This window comes from Streptomyces sp. NPDC037203 (genome assembly GCF_055605065.1).
In genome coordinates this window covers 69,409-90,925 of record NZ_JBVJUC010000007.1, presented here as the reverse complement: position 1 = coordinate 90,925, position 21,517 = coordinate 69,409, and the positions used below count along the sequence as shown (strand labels likewise).

17 protein-coding genes are annotated in these 21,517 nt (G+C 73.6%); 14 read left to right on the top strand and 3 right to left on the bottom strand.

The features are described from left to right. Window positions 1–69: 69 nt before the first annotated feature. Window positions 70–2,907, bottom strand: coding sequence for a BREX system ATP-binding domain-containing protein (locus ACZ7EC_RS20515; protein ID WP_471064410.1), 2,838 nt, complete (start codon window positions 2,905–2,907; stop codon window positions 70–72). A gap of 484 nt (window positions 2,908–3,391) precedes the next feature. Here ACZ7EC_RS20515 and ACZ7EC_RS20510 point away from each other — a divergent pair, with 484 nt between their 5' ends. From ACZ7EC_RS20510 to ACZ7EC_RS20470, 9 genes are all read left to right on the top strand, one after another. Then, window positions 3,392–3,865, top strand: a complete 474-nt coding sequence (locus ACZ7EC_RS20510; RefSeq protein WP_471064408.1) for a hypothetical protein — start codon at window positions 3,392–3,394, stop codon at window positions 3,863–3,865. Window positions 3,866–3,868: 3 nt separating this feature from the next. Next, window positions 3,869–4,606 (top strand): thioesterase II family protein, encoded by a 738-nt coding sequence (locus ACZ7EC_RS20505; protein WP_471064406.1) that lies wholly within the window; start codon window positions 3,869–3,871, stop codon window positions 4,604–4,606. Between the two features lie 88 nt (window positions 4,607–4,694). Then, window positions 4,695–5,600, top strand: a complete 906-nt coding sequence (locus ACZ7EC_RS20500; protein WP_471064404.1) for a class I SAM-dependent methyltransferase — start codon at window positions 4,695–4,697, stop codon at window positions 5,598–5,600. A 382-nt stretch (window positions 5,601–5,982) separates the two neighbouring features. Then, window positions 5,983–6,819: an AfsR/SARP family transcriptional regulator gene (locus ACZ7EC_RS20495; protein ID WP_471064402.1), complete on the top strand. Its 837-nt coding sequence runs from the start codon at window positions 5,983–5,985 to the stop codon at window positions 6,817–6,819. Window positions 6,820–6,870: 51 nt separating this feature from the next. Then, window positions 6,871–7,335 (top strand): group II truncated hemoglobin, encoded by a 465-nt coding sequence (locus ACZ7EC_RS20490; RefSeq protein WP_471064400.1) that lies wholly within the window; start codon window positions 6,871–6,873, stop codon window positions 7,333–7,335. 279 nt (window positions 7,336–7,614) lie between these two features. After that, complete coding sequence (locus ACZ7EC_RS20485) at window positions 7,615–8,841, top strand: Cmx/CmrA family chloramphenicol efflux MFS transporter (protein WP_471064398.1); 1,227 nt, start codon at window positions 7,615–7,617, stop codon at window positions 8,839–8,841. A gap of 124 nt (window positions 8,842–8,965) precedes the next feature. Beyond that, window positions 8,966–9,715, top strand: a complete 750-nt coding sequence (locus tag ACZ7EC_RS20480; RefSeq protein ID WP_471064396.1) for a methyltransferase — start codon at window positions 8,966–8,968, stop codon at window positions 9,713–9,715. Between the two features lie 129 nt (window positions 9,716–9,844). Further along, window positions 9,845–11,302, top strand: coding sequence for an NAD(P)/FAD-dependent oxidoreductase (locus ACZ7EC_RS20475; RefSeq protein ID WP_471064394.1), 1,458 nt, complete (start codon window positions 9,845–9,847; stop codon window positions 11,300–11,302). A gap of 149 nt (window positions 11,303–11,451) precedes the next feature. After that, the gene (locus tag ACZ7EC_RS20470) at window positions 11,452–11,859 is read left to right on the top strand and encodes a RidA family protein (protein WP_471064392.1); all 408 of its coding nucleotides are present in this window, start codon (window positions 11,452–11,454) and stop codon (window positions 11,857–11,859) included. A 106-nt stretch (window positions 11,860–11,965) separates the two neighbouring features. On the opposite strand, the gene ACZ7EC_RS20465 is transcribed toward ACZ7EC_RS20470, so the two are convergent. After that, complete coding sequence (locus ACZ7EC_RS20465; RefSeq protein ID WP_471064390.1) at window positions 11,966–12,556, bottom strand: flavoprotein; 591 nt, start codon at window positions 12,554–12,556, stop codon at window positions 11,966–11,968. 219 nt (window positions 12,557–12,775) lie between these two features. On the opposite strand from ACZ7EC_RS20465, the gene ACZ7EC_RS20460 reads away from it, so the two are divergent. The 5 genes from ACZ7EC_RS20460 (at window position 12,776) to ACZ7EC_RS20440 (ending at window position 20,239) form a co-directional block, all read left to right on the top strand. After that, window positions 12,776–16,048 (top strand): non-ribosomal peptide synthetase, encoded by a 3,273-nt coding sequence (locus ACZ7EC_RS20460; RefSeq protein WP_471064388.1) that lies wholly within the window; start codon window positions 12,776–12,778, stop codon window positions 16,046–16,048. Then, window positions 16,045–17,685 (top strand): GMC family oxidoreductase, encoded by a 1,641-nt coding sequence (locus tag ACZ7EC_RS20455; protein ID WP_471064386.1) that lies wholly within the window; start codon window positions 16,045–16,047, stop codon window positions 17,683–17,685. The genes ACZ7EC_RS20460 and ACZ7EC_RS20455 overlap by 4 nt, the downstream gene beginning before the upstream one ends. Window positions 17,686–17,687: 2 nt before the next feature. Further along, entirely contained in the window at window positions 17,688–18,413 is a 726-nt protein-coding gene (locus ACZ7EC_RS20450) for a thioesterase II family protein (RefSeq protein ID WP_471064384.1), read from the top strand. 4 nt (window positions 18,414–18,417) lie between these two features. Continuing rightward, window positions 18,418–19,560 (top strand): acyl-CoA dehydrogenase family protein, encoded by a 1,143-nt coding sequence (locus ACZ7EC_RS20445; RefSeq protein WP_471064382.1) that lies wholly within the window; start codon window positions 18,418–18,420, stop codon window positions 19,558–19,560. Between the two features lie 85 nt (window positions 19,561–19,645). After that, window positions 19,646–20,239: a helix-turn-helix domain-containing protein gene (locus ACZ7EC_RS20440; RefSeq protein WP_471064380.1), complete on the top strand. Its 594-nt coding sequence runs from the start codon at window positions 19,646–19,648 to the stop codon at window positions 20,237–20,239. A gap of 134 nt (window positions 20,240–20,373) precedes the next feature. Here the strand turns inward: ACZ7EC_RS20440 and ACZ7EC_RS20435 are convergent, their stop codons facing one another. Continuing rightward, window positions 20,374–21,360 (bottom strand): NAD(P)/FAD-dependent oxidoreductase, encoded by a 987-nt coding sequence (locus ACZ7EC_RS20435; protein WP_471064378.1) that lies wholly within the window; start codon window positions 21,358–21,360, stop codon window positions 20,374–20,376. Window positions 21,361–21,517: the final 157 nt, after the last annotated feature.

Below are 21,517 nucleotides of genomic sequence, written 5' to 3'. Positions count from 1 at the left end.
CGCCCAGCGCGCGGCCGGCCTGCCGGTCACGTGCCGCCCCGCGATCGGGCGGCCCCCACGCGCCCCGTGTCAGCCCGTCCGCAAGCGCGGTAGCGGGGTGAGCGTGGCCCGGTGCGGGCGCAGGGGGACCGGGGCAGGGGCGGGCTCCTCGTCGGGCGGGAAGAACTTGGTCAGCTCGTGCCGCCCGCTGATCCGCAACTTGCGGTAGCAATGGGTGAGATGGGACTCGACATTGCGCAGGCTCACCTTCAGCAGCTGTGCGATGCCGCGATTGCTCAGCCCCCGTGAGGCCAGCTCGGCGACCTGCCGTTCGGTGGGCGTCAGCAGCGACTCCGTGGAGTCCTTGCGCGGGTCCGGCCGGCCGCCCGCGCACCGCAACTCCCGCTGCACCGCCGCCACCAGGCCCTCCGCGCCGAGCGAGATGCCGACCTCGTTGGCGCGGTGCAGCAGCTCTCGGGCCCGTCCGGTGTTGCCGGCGCGCCGGTGGGCGGTGCCTGCCGCGGACAGGGCGTGCGCGAACAACAGGGGTGCCGGGGCGGGTTCGAGGAGTTCCACGGCCCGGCCGGCGAGCTGGAGCGCCTCGCGCCCCGAGCCCGCCGCGGCCTGGGCGACCAGCGCCCGGCCCAGGGCGAAGGGCGCCCCCCAGCGACCGGCCAGCTCCGCCTCCTCGCGGGCGGTACGGCGGGCCCCCGCCGCGTCCCCGAGGGCCAGCAGAAGCGCCGACCGGGACGAACGCCACGGCAGGACCGCCGGGTTGACCACCCCCCGGCGTTCCAGCTCCGCCGCGCACCGGGCGATCAGATCGAGCCCGCGCCGGGCCTCGCCGAGCCGCCCCAGCGCCCGCCCGGAGCTGTGCAGCAGGTGCAGCCGCCACCAGGTCACCGGCCGGTCCTCGGGCAGCGGCGGAGCCCCGTCGAGCAGGGCGCCGGCTCCGGCGATGTCGTCCTTCTCCAGGGCCACCTCGATGAGCACGCTGCGGGCGAGCGCCCCCGTGTGATACGCGTCGGCGCCGATCCGGGACAGCAGCTCCAGTGCCTCGCGGGAGTCGTCCCCCGCCTCGGCCAGATGCCCCCGGTGCAGCTGGACCAGCCCCCGCACGGCCAGCGCCTCGGCGCCGCGGGGCACATCGCCCTCGGCACGCGCGAGCCGCACCTCGGTGTCCAGGCCCTGCCGCACGTCGTCCACCTCGCCCGCCCACAGCAGGGCGAGCAGCGCGTGGTACCAGGTGGGGGAGCCGTACGGGGCGCGCGGCACGGACAGGACGCGCTGGGCGATCCGCCGTACCGCGGGCGCCGAGTCGCCGCGCGCGGTACGGAGCAGCAGCACCCGCTCCAGCCGGCTCTCGCCCCCCTCGCCGGGCCGGTAGCTCCCGTCGAGCAGCCGGACATGGGTGAGCCCCCGGCGCAGCCGCGCGCCGGCCGCCGGATCGCCGCCGATCTCCCGTTCGGCGTCCTCCAACACATGCCGGGCGCGCGGGAGTTCGTCGAGGCGCAGCAGGGTGTGGGCGAGTTCCAGCGCCTGCCGGCCGCGCTCGGCGGGTCGGCCGGCGACAGTGCGCGCTGCCAGCGCGCACGCGGCCGCGGGCAGATCGAGCCGGGTGAGCACCCGGACGCGCAAGTCCTCCGCGGAGCCGGCCAGTTCCGGCGGCAGGCCGTGCAGGACGGCCTTCTCGATCAGCCGCCGGGCCCCCGCCGGATCGGCCCCGGCCATGCCGCGGGCGCTGTCCAGCAGCAGCCGGGTCATCCAGGGCTCGTCCAGGCGGTGCGAGCGCAGCAGGTGGGTGGCGATGTCCTCGCCGGGGGCGCCGCGCAGCCGAAGACAATGCGCGGCGAGCCGGTGCAGCTCGCCGCGCTCGGCACACGGGATGTCCTGGTAGAGCAGTTGGGCGAGCAGGGGGTGGCGGAACCTCAGGTCGTGCGGGTGCAGCAGCCCCGACTCGGTGAGTCTGCCCAGACATCGGCAGGCGTGTTCCGTGGGTATGCCGCACAGGGCGCCGAGCAGGGCCGCGTCCGGCGGGGCGTCCAGGATGCTGGCCGCGCGGGCGACCTGCACGCCGTGCGGGTCGACCCGCCGCAGCAGGCACAGGATGCGCTCCTTCACCGCCTCCAGCCGCGTCCGCTGCTCCGGCGGGTCGGCCGGCGGGTGGCCGGCCGGGTGCCGGTCCGCGGTGGAGCGGCGCGGGGCGGCGGCGACCGCGGGAACGGTGCGTATCTGCTCGGTCAGCAGGTACGGGTTGCCGCCGCTCTCCGCGATCAGGGCGTCCACGGATTCCTCGCCGTGGCCGCAGAGCGCGGCGGCCAGATCGAAGGCGGCGCTGGGGCCGAGGTCGTGCAGATGGATATGGCGGTCGGGACGGACCCCCTCCATGAACTCGACCAGGAGATGCTGGTCGCACGCCGGTTCCCCGCAGCGCTTGGTGGCGAGCAGGGCCACCGGCAGGTTCTCCAGACGGCGGGTCAGGAACCCCAGCCACAGCAGGGACTGGAGGTCGGCGTGCTGGACGCAGTCGACCGTCAGCAGGATCGGGGTGCGCCGGGCGGCCCGGCCCAGGCACGCGCACAGCTCCGCGAGCAGCGGGTAGCCGGGGCCGGCCGGGTCCGCGGCGCTGTCGGACGCGCCGCACCGCGCGAAGGCCCGCTCCCACATGCCCGAGGTCTCGGGCAGCGCCCCGAGAAGCTGGTGCACGACGCCCAGGGGAAACCGCTGCTCGGCCGGGGACGCGGTGGCGGACAGCATGGCCATGCCCTGCTCACGGGCGCACGTCTCGGCCCAGCGCAGGAGTGTGGTCTTGCCGGTCCCTATGATCCCTTCCACCAGCGCGGCCGCTCCCGTGCCGGTCCTGGCGGAGTCGAGCAACTCGACGATGATCTTCGCTTCTTCGCTCCTGCCGAACAGTTCCCGGGGCACCGGGCCCACACCTCCTGCCTGAACAGTGCATGACCTGGGTGACGAGGAAACGGAATGGGGGCTCAAAAAGCCGAAGTTCGTGAAGCGGGCCGGAATCGGCGCCTTCAGGCACCTTTTCCGGTCACGACGGAGCGGTCCCGGCCATCGTAGGAAGGATTTCGCCAAAGGGCACGGGAAGTGCGTCCGATAATCCCCCCACGGCTCCCCCTGGACACCGGTGAAACGGCGTACACCGCTGATGCCTCCGACGCTAGCACGAGTACCCGTCGCATTTGTACAGCCAGTTGCCCGGCAGATTCCGGAGCGTGTTTCTTCGGCCAGTGCTTCGGTCTCACCGTATTGATGTCCGCGGGTACCGCACGAGTACGGTCGGCACGGCTCAGAGCCGGTGACCGGTGATCCACCGACGGAAAGCGGCCACCGCGCGTCCCGTCCCATTCCTCCGTCCTGTTGGCGGAAACCCGGTGGAAGGAGCGGTGCCCACGTGTCCGCGATCAGTCAGCAGCTCGGCGGCGGTCGTACCGAGCAGTTCGTCCTGTCCCTGACCGGCATCCTGCCGTACGTCTACGAGCAGGCCTGGCAGTCCGTGCTGGCGGCCTCGCCGGTGCTGCGGGGGGCCCTGCCCGGCTCCCGGTTCCCGCTCCGGGTCGTGGACTGGCGGGCCACCCGCCCCGCCGTGCAGGAGGCACGGCTCGCCGAGCAGTTGTCCGAGGAGGCCGCCACCGGACTCGCCCGTGACGCGGGGCCGTCGATGCGCGCCACCCTCATCCGGCGCTCCGACGCTTCCTGGACCTTCGCCTGGCGGTACGCCCGCGGGCTGCTGGACCGCGGGACCGCGCTGCGCCTGCTGGCCGAGGCCGCCGACGAGTACGGCGTACTGCTGCGCGGCGGCACCCCGCGTTCCGTGCCGCGGCTCGGGACGCGGGCCCCCGCGGCGCACCTGCGGGCCGGTGAGTGACGGATGAGCGACTGCTCGGTGCGCCTGTTCTGCCTGCCCTTCGAGGGCGGGTCGGCGGGCGTCTACCTGCCCTGGCGTGCGGCGCTCGGCCCCTCGGTGGTCGTCACACCCGTGGAACTGCCCGGCCGCGGGCGCCATCCGCGCACCCGCCCCTGCTCCCGGATGGAACAGCTGCTGGCCGAGGTCCTGCCGTACGTGGTCCGCATGCGGGACCGGCCGTTCGCGCTGTACGGGCACGGCGTCGGCGCGCTCCTCGCGTACGAGATCGCCGCCCGCCTGGAATGGGACCACGACGCCGTGGCCGAACGGCTCTACGTCTCGGGCGCCGGGCTGCCGCACCGCGGGGCGCCCGAGCGGCCGGTCGGCGCCCTGCCGGACGCGCAGATGCTGCGCCGGCTCGGCGAGTGCGGCCGGATACCGCCGGGCGCCCTCGACCCCCGGCGGGCGGGCCGGGTGCTCGCCGCGCTGCGCGCGGACCGTGCCGTCCTGGAGTCGTACCGGCGCGATCCGCGCCATGTCGTGCACTGCCCCGTCACCGTCATGTCCGGGCGGGACGACCGCAGCGTCGCCGCCGGCCCGGCCGGGTGGCACCGGTGCACCCGCGGTTCGCTGCGCACGCACACCTTCCCCGGCGGGCACTACTTCCCGCTCACGGCCGGCTGGGAACTGCTGGACACCTTCCCCCGCGACCTGCTCCGGCCGCAGGCGGTGCGCCGGGCCCGGCTCGCGGCACTGCGCTGACCGGCCGGCGCCCCCGCGATTCCGGAAACGGCAACAACATTTGTCCGGCGCGCCCGGCATGCTCATGCTGGCCGCCGGAGGTGACCGTATGACGACGCACCACACCGAGGATGTCGGCGGCGATGCCCTCGTCGCCAGGCCGGAACCGGAGACGGAGGCGGAGCTGGAGGCGGAACTGCGCTCCGGCTTCCTGGCGGAGGCGGCCGGCTGGCTGCGGGACCTGCTCGTGCCCGCGGACCGGGTGTCGGCGGTCCGCCGGGTGCTGGACGTGGGCAGCGGGCCCGGAGCCGCCTCCTGCGAACTGGCCCGCGTCTTCCCGCGGGCGCAGGTCGTCGCCGTGGACCGGTCGCCGGCGCAGCTGGTCCGGGCCAGGGCCAGGGCCGCGGAACGCGGACTGACCGGCCGGCTGACCACCCGGCGGGCCGAACGCGCCGAGGAGTTCGGCGCACTGGGCCCGGCCGACCTGATCTGGACCGGCAACGTCTGCCGCCACCTGGGCGACCAGCAGGCGGCGGTGACGAGCCTGGCGTCCGCCCTGCGCCCCGGCGGGCTGCTCGCCATCTGCGAAAGCGGCCTCGCGCCCCGCTTCCTGCCCCGCGACATAGGCATCGGCCGGCCCGGTGTGCAGGCGCGGCTGGACGCGGCGCTGGAGGACCGTTTCGCCGAGCGGCGGGCCCGGCTGCCCGGCGCGACGTCCGTGGTCGAGGACTGGCCGCGCCTGCTGGCCGCGGCCGGGCTGGTGCCCGCCGGCACCCGCACCTTCCTGATCGACTTCCCCGCCCCGCTGGGGCCGGCCGCACGCAGCTACCTGCGCGCCCGGCTGACCCGGCTGCTCGCCGAGATCGGCGACCGGCTGGACCTCGCCGACCGGCTGACCGTGGAACAACTCGTGGACGGCGACGCCTGCACCGGCGTCCTGTGGCGGCCCGACGCCTTCTACCTCGCGGCGGTCACCGTGCACACCGCCCGCCTGTGCACGGGCCGCCGCACCTGAACGATCCACCGGGCGCCGCCCCGGCCGCGCCCGCCACCGCCGGATGAGCCGGTGTCATTCACCAGGTGCCATATTCGGCGCGGAGCGCGTTCTCTTTCCCCCTTGCGCGCGGAAGGAGAACGCGCCCTTCGGCATGCCCGGATTCCGGTAACACCTTCCCCGGCGCGCCCCTCGCCCTTTTCCGGAAAACGCCCGCGCGGCCCACCCGGCCTCCCGAGGGGACATCGGCATGCCCGCCTGCGGTACGGCCCAGATTCTTCGGTCATCCCTACGGTTCCACCGTATTGAGGCCCCCGGTCCCGCACTCCTAGGTTCCTTCCGTGGCCACCGCCACACGGAATTGCCGAAACCGGGCACTTCACGGTGACGTTACGGAGGACTCGTGAAGATTCAGGTTTTGGGCCCCCTGCACGCAGTGGCCGACGGAACCGCGGTCACTCCGGCGGCGGGAAAGGAGCGGCAGATCCTGGCGCTCCTCGCCCTCCATCCGGGGCGGCCCGTGCCGGTGAGCGGCCTCGTCGAGGAGCTGTGGGGCTCCCGGCCGCCGCGCACCGCGCACAGCACCGTCCAGACCTACATCCTGCGGCTGCGCCGCGCCCTGGCGGCCGCGCTCGGCGGACCGGGCCGGCCGGACGGTCCGCAGCGCGCCCGGCAACTGCTGGCCACCGGGCACGGGAGCTACCTGCTGCGGATCGCGGAGGAGGACGTCGACGCCTTCGCCTTCCAGCGGGCGGCGCGGGCGGGCCATGCCGCCTTCGCGGACGGCGAGGGGGAGCGGACCGCACGGGTACTGCGCGAGGCGCTGGCACTCTGGCGGGGACCGGCCCTGGTCGACGTGCCCACCGGTGGGGCGCTGCGCGTGCAGGCGGCCCGCCTCGAAGAGGCCCGGCTGCTCGCGACCGAACGCTGCATCGACGCCGGACTCCGACTCGGCCGGCACAGCGAACTCATCCCCGAACTTGTGGAACTGACGATCCGTCACCCAAAGAACGAACGACTGCACGCACAGGCCATGGTCGCGTTCTACCGCTCGGGACGGCAGTCCTCGGCGCTGGAGCTCTACCGCGCTCTGCGCCGCCGGCTGGTGGACGAACTGGGCCTGGAACCCTCACCGCAGCTCCAGCGGTTGCACGAGGCGATCCTCGCGGTCGATCCCCGGCTGGACGTCCTCGCCCAGGGCGGCAGGCCGACGCCGACCTTCGACCTGTACGCGGCCTGACCAGCGCGCCACCCACCCCACCGAAGACCTCGACCAGCGGAAGGCGGCATCGTGACCGACCAGGTCCCCACCCTCTACGAGTGGATCGGCGGCGCCGAGGCGCTGAGCCGGCTCACCGAGGAGTTCTACTCCCGCGTCCGCAAGGACGAACTGCTCGCCCCGATCTTCGCCGGGATGTCGGACGACCATCCCCAGCACGTCGCCACCTTCCTCGGCGAGGTGCTCGGCGGCCCGGCGGACTACACCCGCCACCACGGCGGCTACCGGCACATGGTGTCCCGGCACCGCAACCGGGCCATCCAGCCCGCCCAGCGGGAGCGCTGGGTGGAACTGATGAGGCAGGCCATGGACGTGGTGGGACTGCCGCAGGACGCGGAGTTCCGCTCGGCGTTCATCGGCTACATCGAGTTCGGCTCGCGTCGCGCCATGGCCAACTCCCAGCCGGATGCCGGCCCCGGCCGCCGTACGACCATCAAGACGTGGGGCTGGGGCGAGGCCGTACCCGGCGACGACTGACCGGCCGCCCGGCGGCGTCCCGGTATCGGCAACAAATGTTGTCCGCCTGCCACGCCCCGTCCCAGCATGGGCACCAGTGGTGATCACCACGAACACGCGGATCGCCGGGGCACGGCTCAGCACGCGGCCGTGGCCCCCTCGCCCGTGGCACCGCGCCATGCGCCCCGGTCCGCCTGTCCGGACAATCCGAACAAGGAGTTCGCCCATGCGTATGACCACTGGGCCGGCGCGCCGCGACACCGCGCCGACCGGTCCCGAGCAGACCGGGGGTGGCCGCCGATGAGCGCCCAGACCGAACAGCTCCGGGCGGCCGACGGCAAGGCCGCCGCCCGGCTTCCGCTCGGGGTCTACCTTCTCGCGTTCAGCCTGTTCGCCATGGGCAGCGCCGAGTTCCTGCTCGCCGGAGTGCTGCCGGACATCGCCGACGACCTCGGCATCTCCCTGTCCGAGGCGGGCGCGCTGATCTCGGCGTTCGCCATCGGCGTGGTGCTCGGCGGTCCGCCGCTGGCCGTCCTGACCCTGCGCTGGCCGCGTCGCACCACCCTGGTGGTCTCGCAGGCACTCTTCGCCGTCCTGGTGGCGATCGGCCTGGTCAGCGACAACTTCACGGTGCTGCTGGTCACCCGCTTCCTGTGCGGTCTCGCCTACGCGGGGTTCTGGGCGGTCGCCGCGGTCACCGCCATCAGTCTCGTCACCCCCGACCGCACCGCCCGCGCCTCGGGCGTGGTGGTCAGCGGGCTCAGCGTGGCGATGGTGGCCGGCGGCCCGGCCGGCGCGCTGCTGAGCCACTTCACCTCCTGGCAGGGCGGCTTCTGGGCGGTCGTCGCCCTCACCGCGGTCGGCGCGCTCTCCACGGTCGCCGCCGTGCCCGCCACCCGCGCCGCGCAGGAGCCCAGCGTGTCGCGGGAGCTGCGCACCATGAAGCAGCCGCAGCTGTGGGTGGTGTACGCCGCGACCCTGCTGAGCACCGCCGCCTACATGATCTCGTACAACTACCTCGCGGCCTTCCTCACCGACATCACCGGGATCCACTCGGTGTGGGTGCCCGCGGTCCTCGTCCTGTTCGGTGTCGGTGCCTTCGTCGGGCTGTCCATCGGCGGCCGGATCTCCGACGGGCGCCCCCATCACGCGCTGCTGATCGGCGCGGCGGGCATCCTGGTCGCCTCCGTGCTGCTCGCGCTGTTCGCCCACCACACGGTGGCCGTCGTCCCGCTGGTGCTGATCCTCGGCGTCGCGGGGTTCGTGCTCAACCCGGCCATCTACGGGCGGGTGTTCACGGTCGCGGCCGGGGCGCCCACCCTCGCCGGCGCCACCGCCGTCTCCATGTTCCAGCTCGGCATCAGCCTGGTGCCGCTCCTCGCCGGAGTGGCCCTGGGCGCCGGCGCCGGCCTGACGGCCATTCCCTGGCTCGGCGCCGGGCTGGCCGTCCTCACCGTCCCGGTCGTCCTGGCCGACCGGACGATGGCGCGCGGCCGCACCGGCGACTCCCCGCCGGCCGACGGCTGATCCACCCCGGCAGCCGACCCGCCGCCCGGCGGCCCCCCGTCCGTCCCGTACATCCCACCGTCGAGAGCAGTGGCGCAGCACGTCCGCGACGAGCTGCGCCACTGCTTTTCCCAAGGAGGTCCGCATGGACAACGAACTCGGATACGAACTCGGCACCTGGGTCGTGTCGCAGATCCAGGACCCGGACCGCCCGGCGCGGACGGAGTTCTCGCTGCTGGACCGGGACTGGGAACTGCTGCCCGAGGTGTTCCCGCCCTTCACGGATCCGGGCCCCGGACTGTTCGCCTCCTGGGTGCCGTACGAGAAGGGCGGCCGCTTCCTGGAGATGGGCTGCGGCGCCGGGGTCGCCGCGGTGCTCGCCGCGCAGCAGGGCGCCGAGCGGGTACTGGCGCTGGACGTCAACCCGGCGGCGGTGGAGAACACCCGCCGCAACGCCGCGCGGCACGGAGTGTCCGACCGGGTGACAGCCCTGCACAGCGACCTGTTCGACGCCCTGGACCCGGCCGAGGTGCTGGACCTCGTCTTCTGGAACACCCCGTTCATCGAGGCGCCCGGCGACCGGGCCCACGGCGGCCGGATCGAGCGGGCGGTCTTCGACCCCGGCTACGAGCTGGTGCGCCGGTTCTTCCGGGACGTGGTCCCCCATCTCTCCGCCGGTGGGCGCGTCTATCTCGGCACCAGCGAGGCAATGGGCAACCCCCGGAAAATGCTGCGGGCCGCCGCCGACGCCGGTTTCGAAGGCCACCGCTACCGCAGCGAGACCGTCGGACTCCGGGCCGCGGATCTCCCTGATTCCCCGGCGGTGAAGGCCCATACCGACGAACGCGGAAACGTGGACATGGACTTCACGATGTACGAATTCCTGCGCCGCTGACCGCGCACCGCCCAGCCGGGAGGAAATCCCGGCGCGAAACCGACCGCACCATCAGCTCAGTTCCGACGTAATCGATTCGCTTCGTCTCGATCCGGGCGATACGACAGCGCCCTGGAAGATTGGAATGTGATGAACGCCAACGGAAAGGCAGACGGCGGCAGTTTCGACGTGGTCATCGCCGGCAACGGGGTCCTCGGCCTGTCGCTCGCCTGGGTCCTCGCCCGCCGCGGACAGCGGGTCGCCGTGCTCGGCCGGCCGGGCCGCCCCTGGGCCGGCTCCACCGCGGCCGGCGCCATGCTCGGCTGTTTCGGCGAGGTCACCACCTCCCTGTTGGCCAGCGAGCACGGCCGGGCCAAGCTGGAACTCGGCATCGAGGCCCGCGCCCTGTGGCCGCAGTGGCTGGCGGAGCTGGAGGAGCGGACCGAGGGCGCCCCCGTCAAAACCGCGCAGGGCACCACCGTCGTCCTCAACACCATCGGCACCGCCGAGATCGACGACGCCAACTACCGCGCCATCCGGGACGAACTCACCCGCTACTCCGAGCCGTTCGAGGACGTCGAGCCCGCCGACCTCGACTGGGTGGACGCCGAACCGATCTCCCGCCCGCTGAAGGCCTTCCACATACCCGGTGAGCACGCGGTCGACTCCGCCGCCCTCCTGGAGCGTCTGGAGGCGGCCGTCGTCCAGGCCGGCGGCACCCTCGTGCCCGAGTTCGCCGCCCGCGTCGAGTACCGGGGCGACCGCGTCACCGGGGTCGTACTGGCCGACGGCCGGCGGATCGCGGCCGGCCATGTCACGCTGGCCGCCGGAGCCCGCACCCAGGAACTCCTGGACAGCCTGCCCGTCGGCCCCCGCATCCCCCGCCTGGTCAGCGGCTACGGGGTGTCCGCCCTGATCAGGACCGTGGACGGCAGCACTCCCGACAGCGTCGTCCGCACGCCGAACCGCTCCTTCGCCTGCGGCCTGCACGTCGTCCCGCGCGGCGACGGGCATGTCTACGTCGGCGCCACCAACGTCATCTCGGCCGACCCCCGTGACACCCCCGAGATGCGCGACCTGGTCTTCCTCCTCCAGTGCGCCCACCGCCAGGTCCGCCGCAACCTGTGGAACAGCGATGTCACCAAGGTGCAGGTCGGCAACCGCCCGGTGTCCATGGACGGCTTCCCCCTGCTCGGCGACGGCGGCATGCGCGGCCTGTCGGTCATGACCGGCACCTACCGGGACGGCCTGCACCTGTCCCCGCTGCTGGCCCAGGACTTCGCGGCGCGCGTCCTCGGCGAGGAGACGCGGCCCGATGTGGCGCGGTTCGCCCCCGTACGGCAGCCGCTGCGGACCGGGACCCGCGAGGAGATCGTGGACGTCCTCATCGACCACCAGATGGGCATCGGCTACGAGCAGGACTGGACGATCCCCGTCGAGTGGCACCAGTGGATCGAGATGGACCTGCGGCCCGGCACCCTCGCCTGGGCGAACGGGCTCGACCCCGAGTTCACCCCGCCCGCCGAGCTGCTTTTCGCCTCCCGCTTCGACCCGGAGCTGGTCAGCGTCCTGCGCAAGTACTACGCCACCTGCCGCGAGTACAGCTGACCCACCACGGGCGGCGGCCTGGCCGCCTGATCCCGCGCCCCCCGAACCTGAGTTTCGAGACCCGTGCCCCTGACCCCGAACCCTGAACCGCCGTGCGGGCGGACCGGTCCACCCGCCCGCCCGCACGGCCGTCGAGAAAGGACAACGCCATGGCAGTCGAGGCGATCGACCCGCCCGGCCTCCCCGAGCCCTACGGCTGGCGGCAGCTGGCCGTGGGCACCGGCAGCCGGATGGTGTTCCTCAGCGGCCAGACCCCGCGCACCGCCGACGGCAAGCCGGTCGGTATGGGCGACCTCGCGGCCCAGACCGAGCAGGTCTACCTCAACATCGCCACCGGGCTGGCCTCGGCCGGCGCCACCTTCGACGACGTGCTCCGCCTGACCATGTACGTCGTGGACTGGTCGCTGCCCAAGTGGGAGCAGGTCAGCGCGGGCGCCGAGCGGGCCGCCGCCAGGCTGGGCGTCGACGTCGTCCGGCCCACCACCCTGGTCGGCGTCGCCACCCTCGCCGAACCCGACTTCCTCATCGAGATCGAGGCCACGGCCATAGCCTCCTGACCGGCGCCGGGCGGGACACCGGGGCCACCCGGCCGTCCCGCCCGGCCGCCCTGCCAAATGCGTGGTGCCCCGCGCCCCGGAAACGGGGGGCGGGGCACCACGCGTATCAGCAGGGCTGGCCGGGCAGCAGAAGATCCCCGATCACCTTCGCCACCGACTCCGGCGACGGCAGCCCCGGATGGTGGCTCGCGGTTCCCGTGGCCGGGTCGTAACCGTCGTGCCACTCCGGCTCGTTGACGAGCGCGCCGTCCTCCCGCAGCTGCGCGACGTTGCGCCGCACCGCCGGCTTGCGCCACATCTTCGCGCCCATCACCGGGAAGTAGACGACCGGACAGTCCACCGAGAGCGCCACGGTCAGCAGCCGGTTCGGTGCCGCGCCGGCCGCCGCCGAGGCCAGGGTGTGGGCGGTGGCCGGCAGCACGGCCAGCACATCGTGCTCCGCGGCGAGCCGTGACGGCTTGTCCGTCGGCCAGTCCGCCGGGGACTCCCCGCTCACCACCCGCTCGGCGAACAGGGCGAGACTCTCGGGGGACACGAAGGAGGCCGCGGTGTGGGTCAGCAGCACCGTGAACGTACTGCCCTCGATGTGCCGGCGCATCGCCTGGATATACGCGGGAAGCCCGGTCACCGCAATCGAGCCGGTGGCCCCGACGAGTATGCGTTTCCCGGTGGCCGGCGGGGAGTATTGGATTTCCATGCCCCGATGATGTCGCCGCCGTCCGGTCCCCGGTCAACGGCGTGTGCGGAAATACCGGGGAGAATCCGGCCGGGGTCCAGCGGCGGTCCAGCACCGGCCAAATCCTTCGGCCGTCCCTACGGTCGCACCGTATTGAGACCGAATGCGGCCGTTCCCTAACGTCCCCTTCGCCACGCATTCGAAAGCCGATCAGGCAACGACGAAAAGGGGCGGACACCGATGGAGGATCTCTTCGCGGAACTGCGTACCCGGACCGGCCACCGCGGCCCGGACCCGGACACGCCGGAACTCAAGCCGCGGCCGGAACAGCGCCACGAACCCTTCCCGCTCACCGACATCCAGCAGGCTTATCTGATCGGCAGGCTGGGCGGCCTGGAACTCGGCGGCATCTCCAGCCAGTACTACCTGGAGTTCGACTGCCCCCGTCTCGACGTGGACCGGCTGGCCGAGGCCCTGCACAAGGTCGTCGCCCGGCACGACGCGCTGCGCACGGTCGCCGGCCCCGACCGGACCCAGCGGATCCTCCCCGCATCCGAACCGGCGCCGCACCTCGTGCGCACCACGGACCTGCGCGGCCGCCCCGAAGGCGAACAGCGCGCCGGACTGGAGCGCGTCCGGGCCGAGTTGACCGGCCAGGTCGTGCCCGCCGACCGCGCGCCGCAGCTCGACGTCCGGGCCACGCTCCTGGACGGCGGCCGGGTGCGGCTGCACCTCGCCGTCGACCTGCTGTTCCTCGACATGCCCAGCCTCTTCCGGCTGATGGCGGAGTGGCGCCGCCACTACGACGACCCCGGCCTGTGCCCGCGGCCGCTGGAACTCTCGTTCCGCGACTACGTGCTGGCCCAGGAGGAGCTGCGCGAGTCGGGCACCGGCCAGGCAGCCGCCGCGTACTGGAGCGAGCGCCTGGCCACCCTCCCCCCGGCCCCCGAACTGCCGCTGGCCACCGCCCCCGAACAACTGGGCACCCCCCGGTTCGTACGGCACCGCGCCACGCTCGCCCCGGAGCGCTGGGCGGCGCTGCGGGCGGCGGCCGGCGAGCACGGGCTCACCCCCTCGGCCGTACTGCTCGCCGCGTACGCGGAGGTGCTGCGCACCTGGTCGCGGCGGCAGGAATTCACCCTGACCGTGACCCAGTTCCACCGGCTGCCCGTGCACCCGCGGGTCGACGAGATCCTGGGCGACTTCCTGTCGCCGGGCCTGCTCGCCGTCGGCGGACGCCCCGAGGAGACGTTCGCGCGCCGGGCCGCCGACCTCCAGGAGCGGCTCCTCGACGACCTCGCACACGCCACGCACGGCGGCATCCGGGTGCTGCGCGAACTGGCCCGGCGCCGGGACGACGGCCGCGCCTCCATGCCGGTGGTCTTCTCCAGCACCCTCGGCGACGGGAAGGCCCCCGGAGCCGGGGCCCTGGAGTCCTTCGGTGAACTGGTCCACGACCACAGCCGCACCCCGCAGGTATGGCTGGAGAACCAGATCCTGGAACTCGACGGCCGCCTCGGCGTCAACTTCAACGCCGTCGAGGGCCTGTTCCCGGACGGCACCCTGGAGGACATGTTCGAGGCGTACCTGACGCTGCTGCGCCGGCTCACGGACGACCCGTCCGCCTGGAACACCACGCGGGGACTCGTACCGCTGCCGGCCGCGCAGGCCGAGGAGCGCAGGCTGGCCAACGCCACCGCCGCGGACATCCCGCCGGCCCTGCTGCACGAACTGGTCGCCGACGCGGCCCGGCGCAGCCCCGACGCCATCGCGGTCCTCACCCCCGGCACCGAGACCACGTACCGCCGGCTCACCGACGACGCCCACCGCCTCGCCCACCGGCTGCTCAGCGGCCCCGCCACCGCACCCGGCGAGATCGTCGCCGTCTCCATGCGACCGGGCGCCGCCCAGTACTCCGCGCTGCTCGGCGTGCTGCACGCCGGCGCCGCCTACGTGGCCATCGACCCGGAACTGCCCGAGGAACGGCGGCTGCGGCTGCTGGAGCGATGTTCGGTGCGCGCCGTGATCACCGAGCCGGACCTGCGCGAGGCGCTGTGCTGGCCCGCGGGCGTGACGGTGCTGACCCCGCAGGACGCGGCCACCCAGGAGTGCCCCACGGAGCCGCCCGCGCGGCGCCGGAGCCCTGACGACCTGGCGTACGTGATCTTCACCTCGGGCTCCACCGGCGAACCCAAGGGCGTGATGATCAGCCACCGCAGCGCCGCCAACACCGTGCAGGACATCAACCGCCGCTTCGGCGTCGGCCCCGACGACCGGGTGCTGGCCCTCGCCCCCACCGGCTTCGACCTGTCGGTGTACGACCTCTTCGGCGTCCTCGGCGCCGGCGGCACCGTCGTCGTCCCCGACCCGGCCCGCGCGAACGACATCGCGCACTGGACCCAGTTGCTCGGCCGCTACGGCGTGACCATCTGGAACAGCGTGCCCGCCCCGATGCGCATGTGGATCGACTCGCTCGGCGACGGCGGCGCCCCGCGCGGCTGCCGCCTGCGCCTCGCCCTGCTCAGCGGCGACTGGATACCCGTCGACCTGCCGGACCGCATCCGGGAGAAGATCCCCGCGATGCGGGTGATCAGCCTGGGCGGCGCGACCGAGGGGTCGATCTGGTCGATCCACCACCCCGTCGAGACGGTACGGGCAGAGTGGTCGAGCATCCCCTACGGCAAGCCGCTCGCCAACCAGACCATGCATGTCCTCAACCAGTGGCTGGAGCCCTCGCCCGTCGGCGTCACCGGCGAGATCTACATCGGGGGCACCGGGGTCGCCCAGGGGTACCTGGGCGACCCCGAGCGCACCGCCGAACGCTTCGGCGTCCACCCCCTCACCGGGGAACGCCTCTACCGCACCGGCGACCTCGGCCGCTACCTGCCCGGCGGCGACATCGAGATCCTGGGCCGCGAGGACTTCCAGGTGAAGATCAACGGCTACCGGGTCGAGCTGGGCGAGATCGAGGCCGCCCTCCTGCGCCAGCCGGGCGTGCGCACCGCGCTGGTCACCGCGCCCGCCCACGCCCGCACCGGCCAGCGGCAGATCGCCGCGTACGTGGTGCCCGAGACCGGCGCCGACCCGGACCCGGCCGCGCTGCGCGAGGCGCTGACCGCCCTGCTGCCCGGCTACATGGTGCCCAGCCGCTTCCTCACCCTGGACACCCTGCCTCTGACCGCCAACGGCAAGATCGACCACAAGGCGCTGCCCATGCCGTGGAACGACGACGCCGAGACCGGGGCCGGGCGCACCGCGCCCCGCGGCCGGCGGGAGGAGCGGCTGTTCGCCCTGTGGTCGCGGCAACTCGGCCATGGCGACTTCGGCGTGGAAGAGGGCTTCTTCGACATCGGCGGCGACTCCCTGCACGCCGTCGGTCTGCTCGCGCTGCTGCGCGCCGAGTTCGGCATGGGCGCCGAGGCGGAGCAGGAGATGGTCGAGGCATTGTTCATGAACGCCTCCATCGCCTCGTTCGCCGAACTGATCGCCTCCGACGAGGAGGTGACCGCGTGAACGGCGCCCGTGCGCATACCGCGGGGCCCCGCGTGTGGGAGTACGTGATCGTCGGCGCGGGCTCGGCCGGCGCCGTCACCGCCGCCCGGCTCGCCGCCCGCGGCTCCGGGAGCGTGCTGCTGCTGGAGGCGGGCCCCGATCAGCCGCGCCCCCGCGACCGCGCCCATCCGCTGGCCGACGCCGGCCGGCTCGTGCTCGCCGGCTACAACTGGGACTACCGGGCCAACCTGCGCACCAGCAGCCGTCTGGAGGACCTGGTCCGCGCGGTCGGACCGGCCGCCGCCCCCGGCGCCGGCCGGTCCGGGGCCCGCGCCCTGTGGGAACGCTTCCCGTACCAGCTCGGCAAGGTCGTCGGCGGCGGCTCCGCCGTCAACGGCGCCATCGCCCTGCGCGGCCTGCCCCGCGACTTCGCCGCCTGGGCCGCGCACGGCAACCCCGACTGGTCCTGGGAGCAGGTGCTGCCGTTCTACAAGGACATCGAGGACGACGCCGACTTCCCCGGCCCGCTGCACGGCGACAGCGGCCCGCTGCCCGTCCGCCGCACCCCCCGCGAGCGGGTGCACGAACTGGACGCGGAGTTCTGGGCGGAGTGCAACCGGCGGGGCGTCGCCACCCTGCCGGACCTCAACGCGGGCGCCGAGGCCGGGGTCGGCGCGATCCCCGGCAACACCGTCGACGGCGAACGCGTGGACGCCGCCACCGCGTTCCTCTCCGGCGCGCGCAACCTGCCCGGCCTGTGCCTGCGCACCGGCGTCCGGGTCATCCGGGTGCTGTTCGAGAAGAACCGGGCCGTCGGCGTCGAGACGGAGAGCGGCGGGCGGCGTGACATCGTCCGCGCCCGCCACGTCGTGCTCAGCGCCGGCGCCATCGGCACCCCGGTCATCCTCCAGCGCTCCGGCGTCGGCGCCGCGGCCCTGCTGCGCGCGCTCGGCATCACCCCCGTCGCCGACCTGCCCGGCGTGGGCCGCGGCCTCGTGGACCATCCCTCGGTCGTCATCTGGTCCCGGCCGGCCGACGGGGTGTGCACGCCCGGCCTGCCCTGGCGGCAGGTCGCGGCCCGGATGAGCAGCGGCTTCGACGGCGATGTCGACATCCAGGTGGGGCTGCTCAACAACGTGGAGAGCCACACCATCCCCGGCTTCGTGGACCGCCTCGGCTGGCCGCTGGTCGTGGGCACCTCGGTGATGCTGCTGCGCCCGCGTTCCCGCGGCCGGGTCTTCCTCGACAGCGCCGACCCCGCGGCCGCGCCCGTCATCGAACTGGGCCTCGGCAGCGACCCGGAGGACGTGGACCGCCTCTGCCACGGCGTACGCCGGGCCTGGGACATCCTGCGCTCGCCCGGACTGTCCGGCCGGCTGGTGCAGACCCAGTTCTGGAGCGACCGGATGATCGCATCCGACGGCGTGGTGCGCAGCGGCGTGCGCCACATCATGAACCCCGGCTGGCACGCGGCTGGTTCCTGCCGGATGGGACCCGCCACCGACCCCCGGGCCGTCGCCGATCAGGACGGCCGGGTGCACGGCACCGAACACCTGCGCATCGCCGACGCCTCCCTCTTCCCGGTGATCCCCAGCGCGCCCACCAACCTGACCACCTTGATGCTGGCCGAGAAGCTGGCCCGGAGCACGAAGGAGTGAGCGTGCTACTGCTCTACTGCTTTCCGCACGCCGGTGCGACCTCGCTCGTCTACCGCGGCTGGCAGCACGCCGGCTCGCGGCTGTGCGTCCGGGGCGTGGACGCTCCGGGCCGCGGGACGCGCCGCCGCGAGCGCCGCGCCGAGGGCTTCGCCGCCCTGGTCCGGGCCATGGCCGAGCAGGTGGTCGCCGACCTGCTGGCCGAGCGGGCCCGCACCCCCGGCACGCGCTGGGCGACCTTCGGGCACAGCTTCGGCGCCACGACCAGCCTGGCGGTCGCCGCCGCCGTGGCCCGCCAGGTGGGCGCCGCACCGGAACGCGCCGTACTGTCAGGAGCGGTACCGCCCGCGCTCCAGCGGCCCGGAGAACTCCTCGCCGGGGTCACCGACGAGGAACTCCTCGCCCGGACCGCCGCCGACGGAGGCACCCCGCCCGCGGTGCTGGCCGACCCCACGATGAGCCGCATCCTGCTGCGGATGCTGCGCGAGGACGACGTCGTACGGGCCGAGTTCGCGCGGGAGGCGGGCGGCCTGCGGGTGGACTTCCCGCTCACCCTGATCGCCGCCCGCGAGGACGTGTACGCCCCGCCGGAGAAGGTCTGGGCGTGGTCCGCGCACAGCACGGCCCCGGTCCGCCGGGAGGAGATCGACGGCGGCCACTTCGCGGCCGTACAGAACCCCAAGCAGACCCTGACGACGATCGCCGAGCACACCGGCGCGGGGGAGAGGTGACCGCATGGCACGCAGGCGGTACGAGACGGAGCACGAGCAGTTCCGGGACGCGTGCCGGGAGTTCCTGACGCGGGAGGTCCTGCCCCACCACGCCCGCTGGGAGCGGGACGGCATCGTCGACCGGGAGGTGTGGCTCAAGGCGGGGAAGGCCGGCCTGCTCGGCATGGGCGTGGCACCCGAGTACGGCGGGGGCGGCGAGCGCGACTTCCGCTACCCGGCCGTCTTCGCGCAGGAGATCATGTGGGCCCGCGCCACGGCACCGGGGTTCGTCGCGCACAACGACGTCATCGCCGGATACCTGTCCGAGCGCACCACCGAGGAGCAGCGCGCCCGCTGGCTGCCCGGACTCTGCTCCGGCGAACTGATCGCGGCGATCGCGATGAGCGAGCCCGGCGCCGGCTCCAATGTCGCCGACATCCGCACCACCGCCGTACGCGACGGGGACGGCTATGTCCTGAACGGCCAGAAGACCTTCATCACCAACGGGGAGAACTCCGATCTCGTCCTCGTCGCCGCCAAGACCGCGCCCGAGCGCGGCGCGCAGGGCATCAGCCTGCTGGTCGTGGAGCGCGGCGCCCCCGGCTTCACCCGTGGCCGGCGCATGGAGAAGCTCGGCTGGCACGCCAGCGACACCTGCGAGCTGTTCTTCGACGACTGCCGGGTGCCGGCCGCGAACCTGATCGGCAAGGAGAACGCAGGGCTCGCCTATGTGATGGCCGGGCTGCCGCGGGAGCGGCTGAGCATCGCCACCGTGGCGGTGGGCGCGGCCGAGCGGATGCTCGCCGACACCCTGGAGTACGCGCGCACCAGGGAGGCGTTCGGCCAGGCCATCGGCACCTTCCAGCACAACCGGTTCCAGCTCGCCACGATGGACACCGAACTCACCGTGGCCCAGGTCTACTTGGACCACTGCATCGGCGAGCTCAACGCGGGACGGCTGTCGGTGACGGACGCCGCGAAGGCGAAGTGGTGGACGACCGAGCTGCAGATGGACATCGCCAACCGGTGTCTGCAACTGCACGGCGGCTACGGCTATCTGAAGGAGAGTCCGATCTCCAGGGAGTGGGCCAACGCGCGGGTGCAGACGATCTACGGCGGCACCACGGAGGTGATGAAGGAGCTGATCGGCCGGTCCCTCGGGCTGTGAGCCGGACTGGCCCGAACGCGTGACCGGAGTCCGAAAACGGCAGCGCGCGTTGCGAGTTCGGGGACGCGGTCGGTCTAATGGCACCGTGGACCAGTCCCCGACCATCGCCCAGGCCTTGGCCGAGGTCGGCCCCCGGCTCAAGCGGCTGCGCACCCTCCGCGGTGTGACGCTCGCCGCGCTGGCCGAGGCCACCGGCATCTCCAAGAGCACGCTGTCACGGCTGGAGGCGGGCCAGCGCCGCCCCAGCCTGGAAATACTGCTGCCCATCGCCCAGGCGCACCAGGTGCCGCTCGACGAACTGGTCGGCGCCCCGGAGGTGGGCGATCCGCGGGTACGGCTCAAGCCGCACCGGGTGAACGGCAACACGGTGCTGCCGCTGACCCGCCAGCCCGGCTCGATCCAGAGCTACAAGATGATCCTGCCGGCCGGCCGCCGCGAGCCCGAGCTGTGCACCCACGAGGGATACGAGTGGCTCTACGTCCTCGCCGGCCGGCTGCGGCTCGTCCTCGCCGAACACGACCTGGTGCTGGGCCCCGGCGAGGTGGCCGAGTTCGAGACCCGGCTGCCGCACTGGTTCGGCAGCACCGGCGAGGGCCCTGTGGAGGTGCTGAGCCTCTTCGGCCGCCAGGGCGAGCGGATGCACGTACGGGCCCGCCCGAACCACGGCTCGGGAACGTGACACACCGCACGGCCTGACGGTGGACACCGCGCGGCCCGAGACCCGGCGCCGTACCCCTTTCGGCCGACGGCCGGGCGGCGCCGGGGGAACCCGCGGGTTCCCCCGGCGCTGAAGGGATGCCGGGCGCTCACCGATCAGCGGGCCGTGGCCGTGGCCGTGGCCGCCGTCGCCGCGCGATGCGCGGCGACGGCCTGCTCGATCTCCTCGTCCACCAGGTCGTGGTTGAGCGCGAAGGCGGCGGCGGCCCCCATGCCGGCCGCGGTGACGGCCTGGGCGCGGCTGTCCACCACATTGCCGACCGCCCACAGGCCCGGTCGGCTGGTCCGCCCGGCCCGGTCGGTGATCAGCCAGCCGGCCTCGTCCCGTGCACAGCCGAGACCGTCGAAGGCCGCGTCGTTCGGGGTCATCTTCGGGAAGACGAACACCGCGGCGCACTCCAGGGTCCGCCCGTCGGCGAGCTCCACCGCACGCAGCCGCCCGTCCTCGGTGAGCAGCCCGGACACCGGCCCCTCGGCCACCCGCACCCCGCGGGCGTCCATCCGCTCCCGGTCCTCCTCGGTGAGCGGCTGGCTGTGCGGGACGTAGACGACGTCGTGGGACCACTGGCGCAGGAGCAGCGCCTGCCCCGCGGACGCCGGGTGCACGCCCAGCACCACCAGCGGCTGGTCGCGGACCTCGTAGCCGTGGCAGTAAGGGCAGAAGATCACGTCCTTGCCCCACAGCGCGCGCAGCCCCGGAACGGCGGGCAGTTCGTCGCGCAGCCCCGAGGCCAGGACGACATGCCGGGCGTCCAGCGTCGCCCCGCCGGCCAGCCGGACCACGTATCCGCCCGGCTCACCGGCCTCCACCTGGTCCACCTGACCCTTCAGCAGGACCGCTCCGTAGCGCGCGATCTCGGCGCGGCCGGTCTCCAGCACGCTGAGCGGGGGGACCCCGTCACGGGAGAGGAAGCTGTGCATATGGGCCGAGGGAGCGTTGCGGGGCTCCCCGGAGTCGATGACGGCGACGGAGCGACGGGCCCGCGCGAGCACGAGCGCGGCGTTCAGCCCACCCGCCCCGCCGCCTATCACGATGACGTCGTACGAGGTCCGGTTGGTCGTGTCGTTGAATGCGCCGGTCATGGCGATCACCTCCGCCGCAAGAGTGCGGCGGAGGCTCGGCACGGGCAATTTTTGTTGCCGTTTCCGGAACGCACCCCAACCGACCCCCGACCGGTCCCCGGCTGTCCGCCGGTACTCGGATGGAGCCTCATCCGCCGACTTCACGATGCGCCCCCCG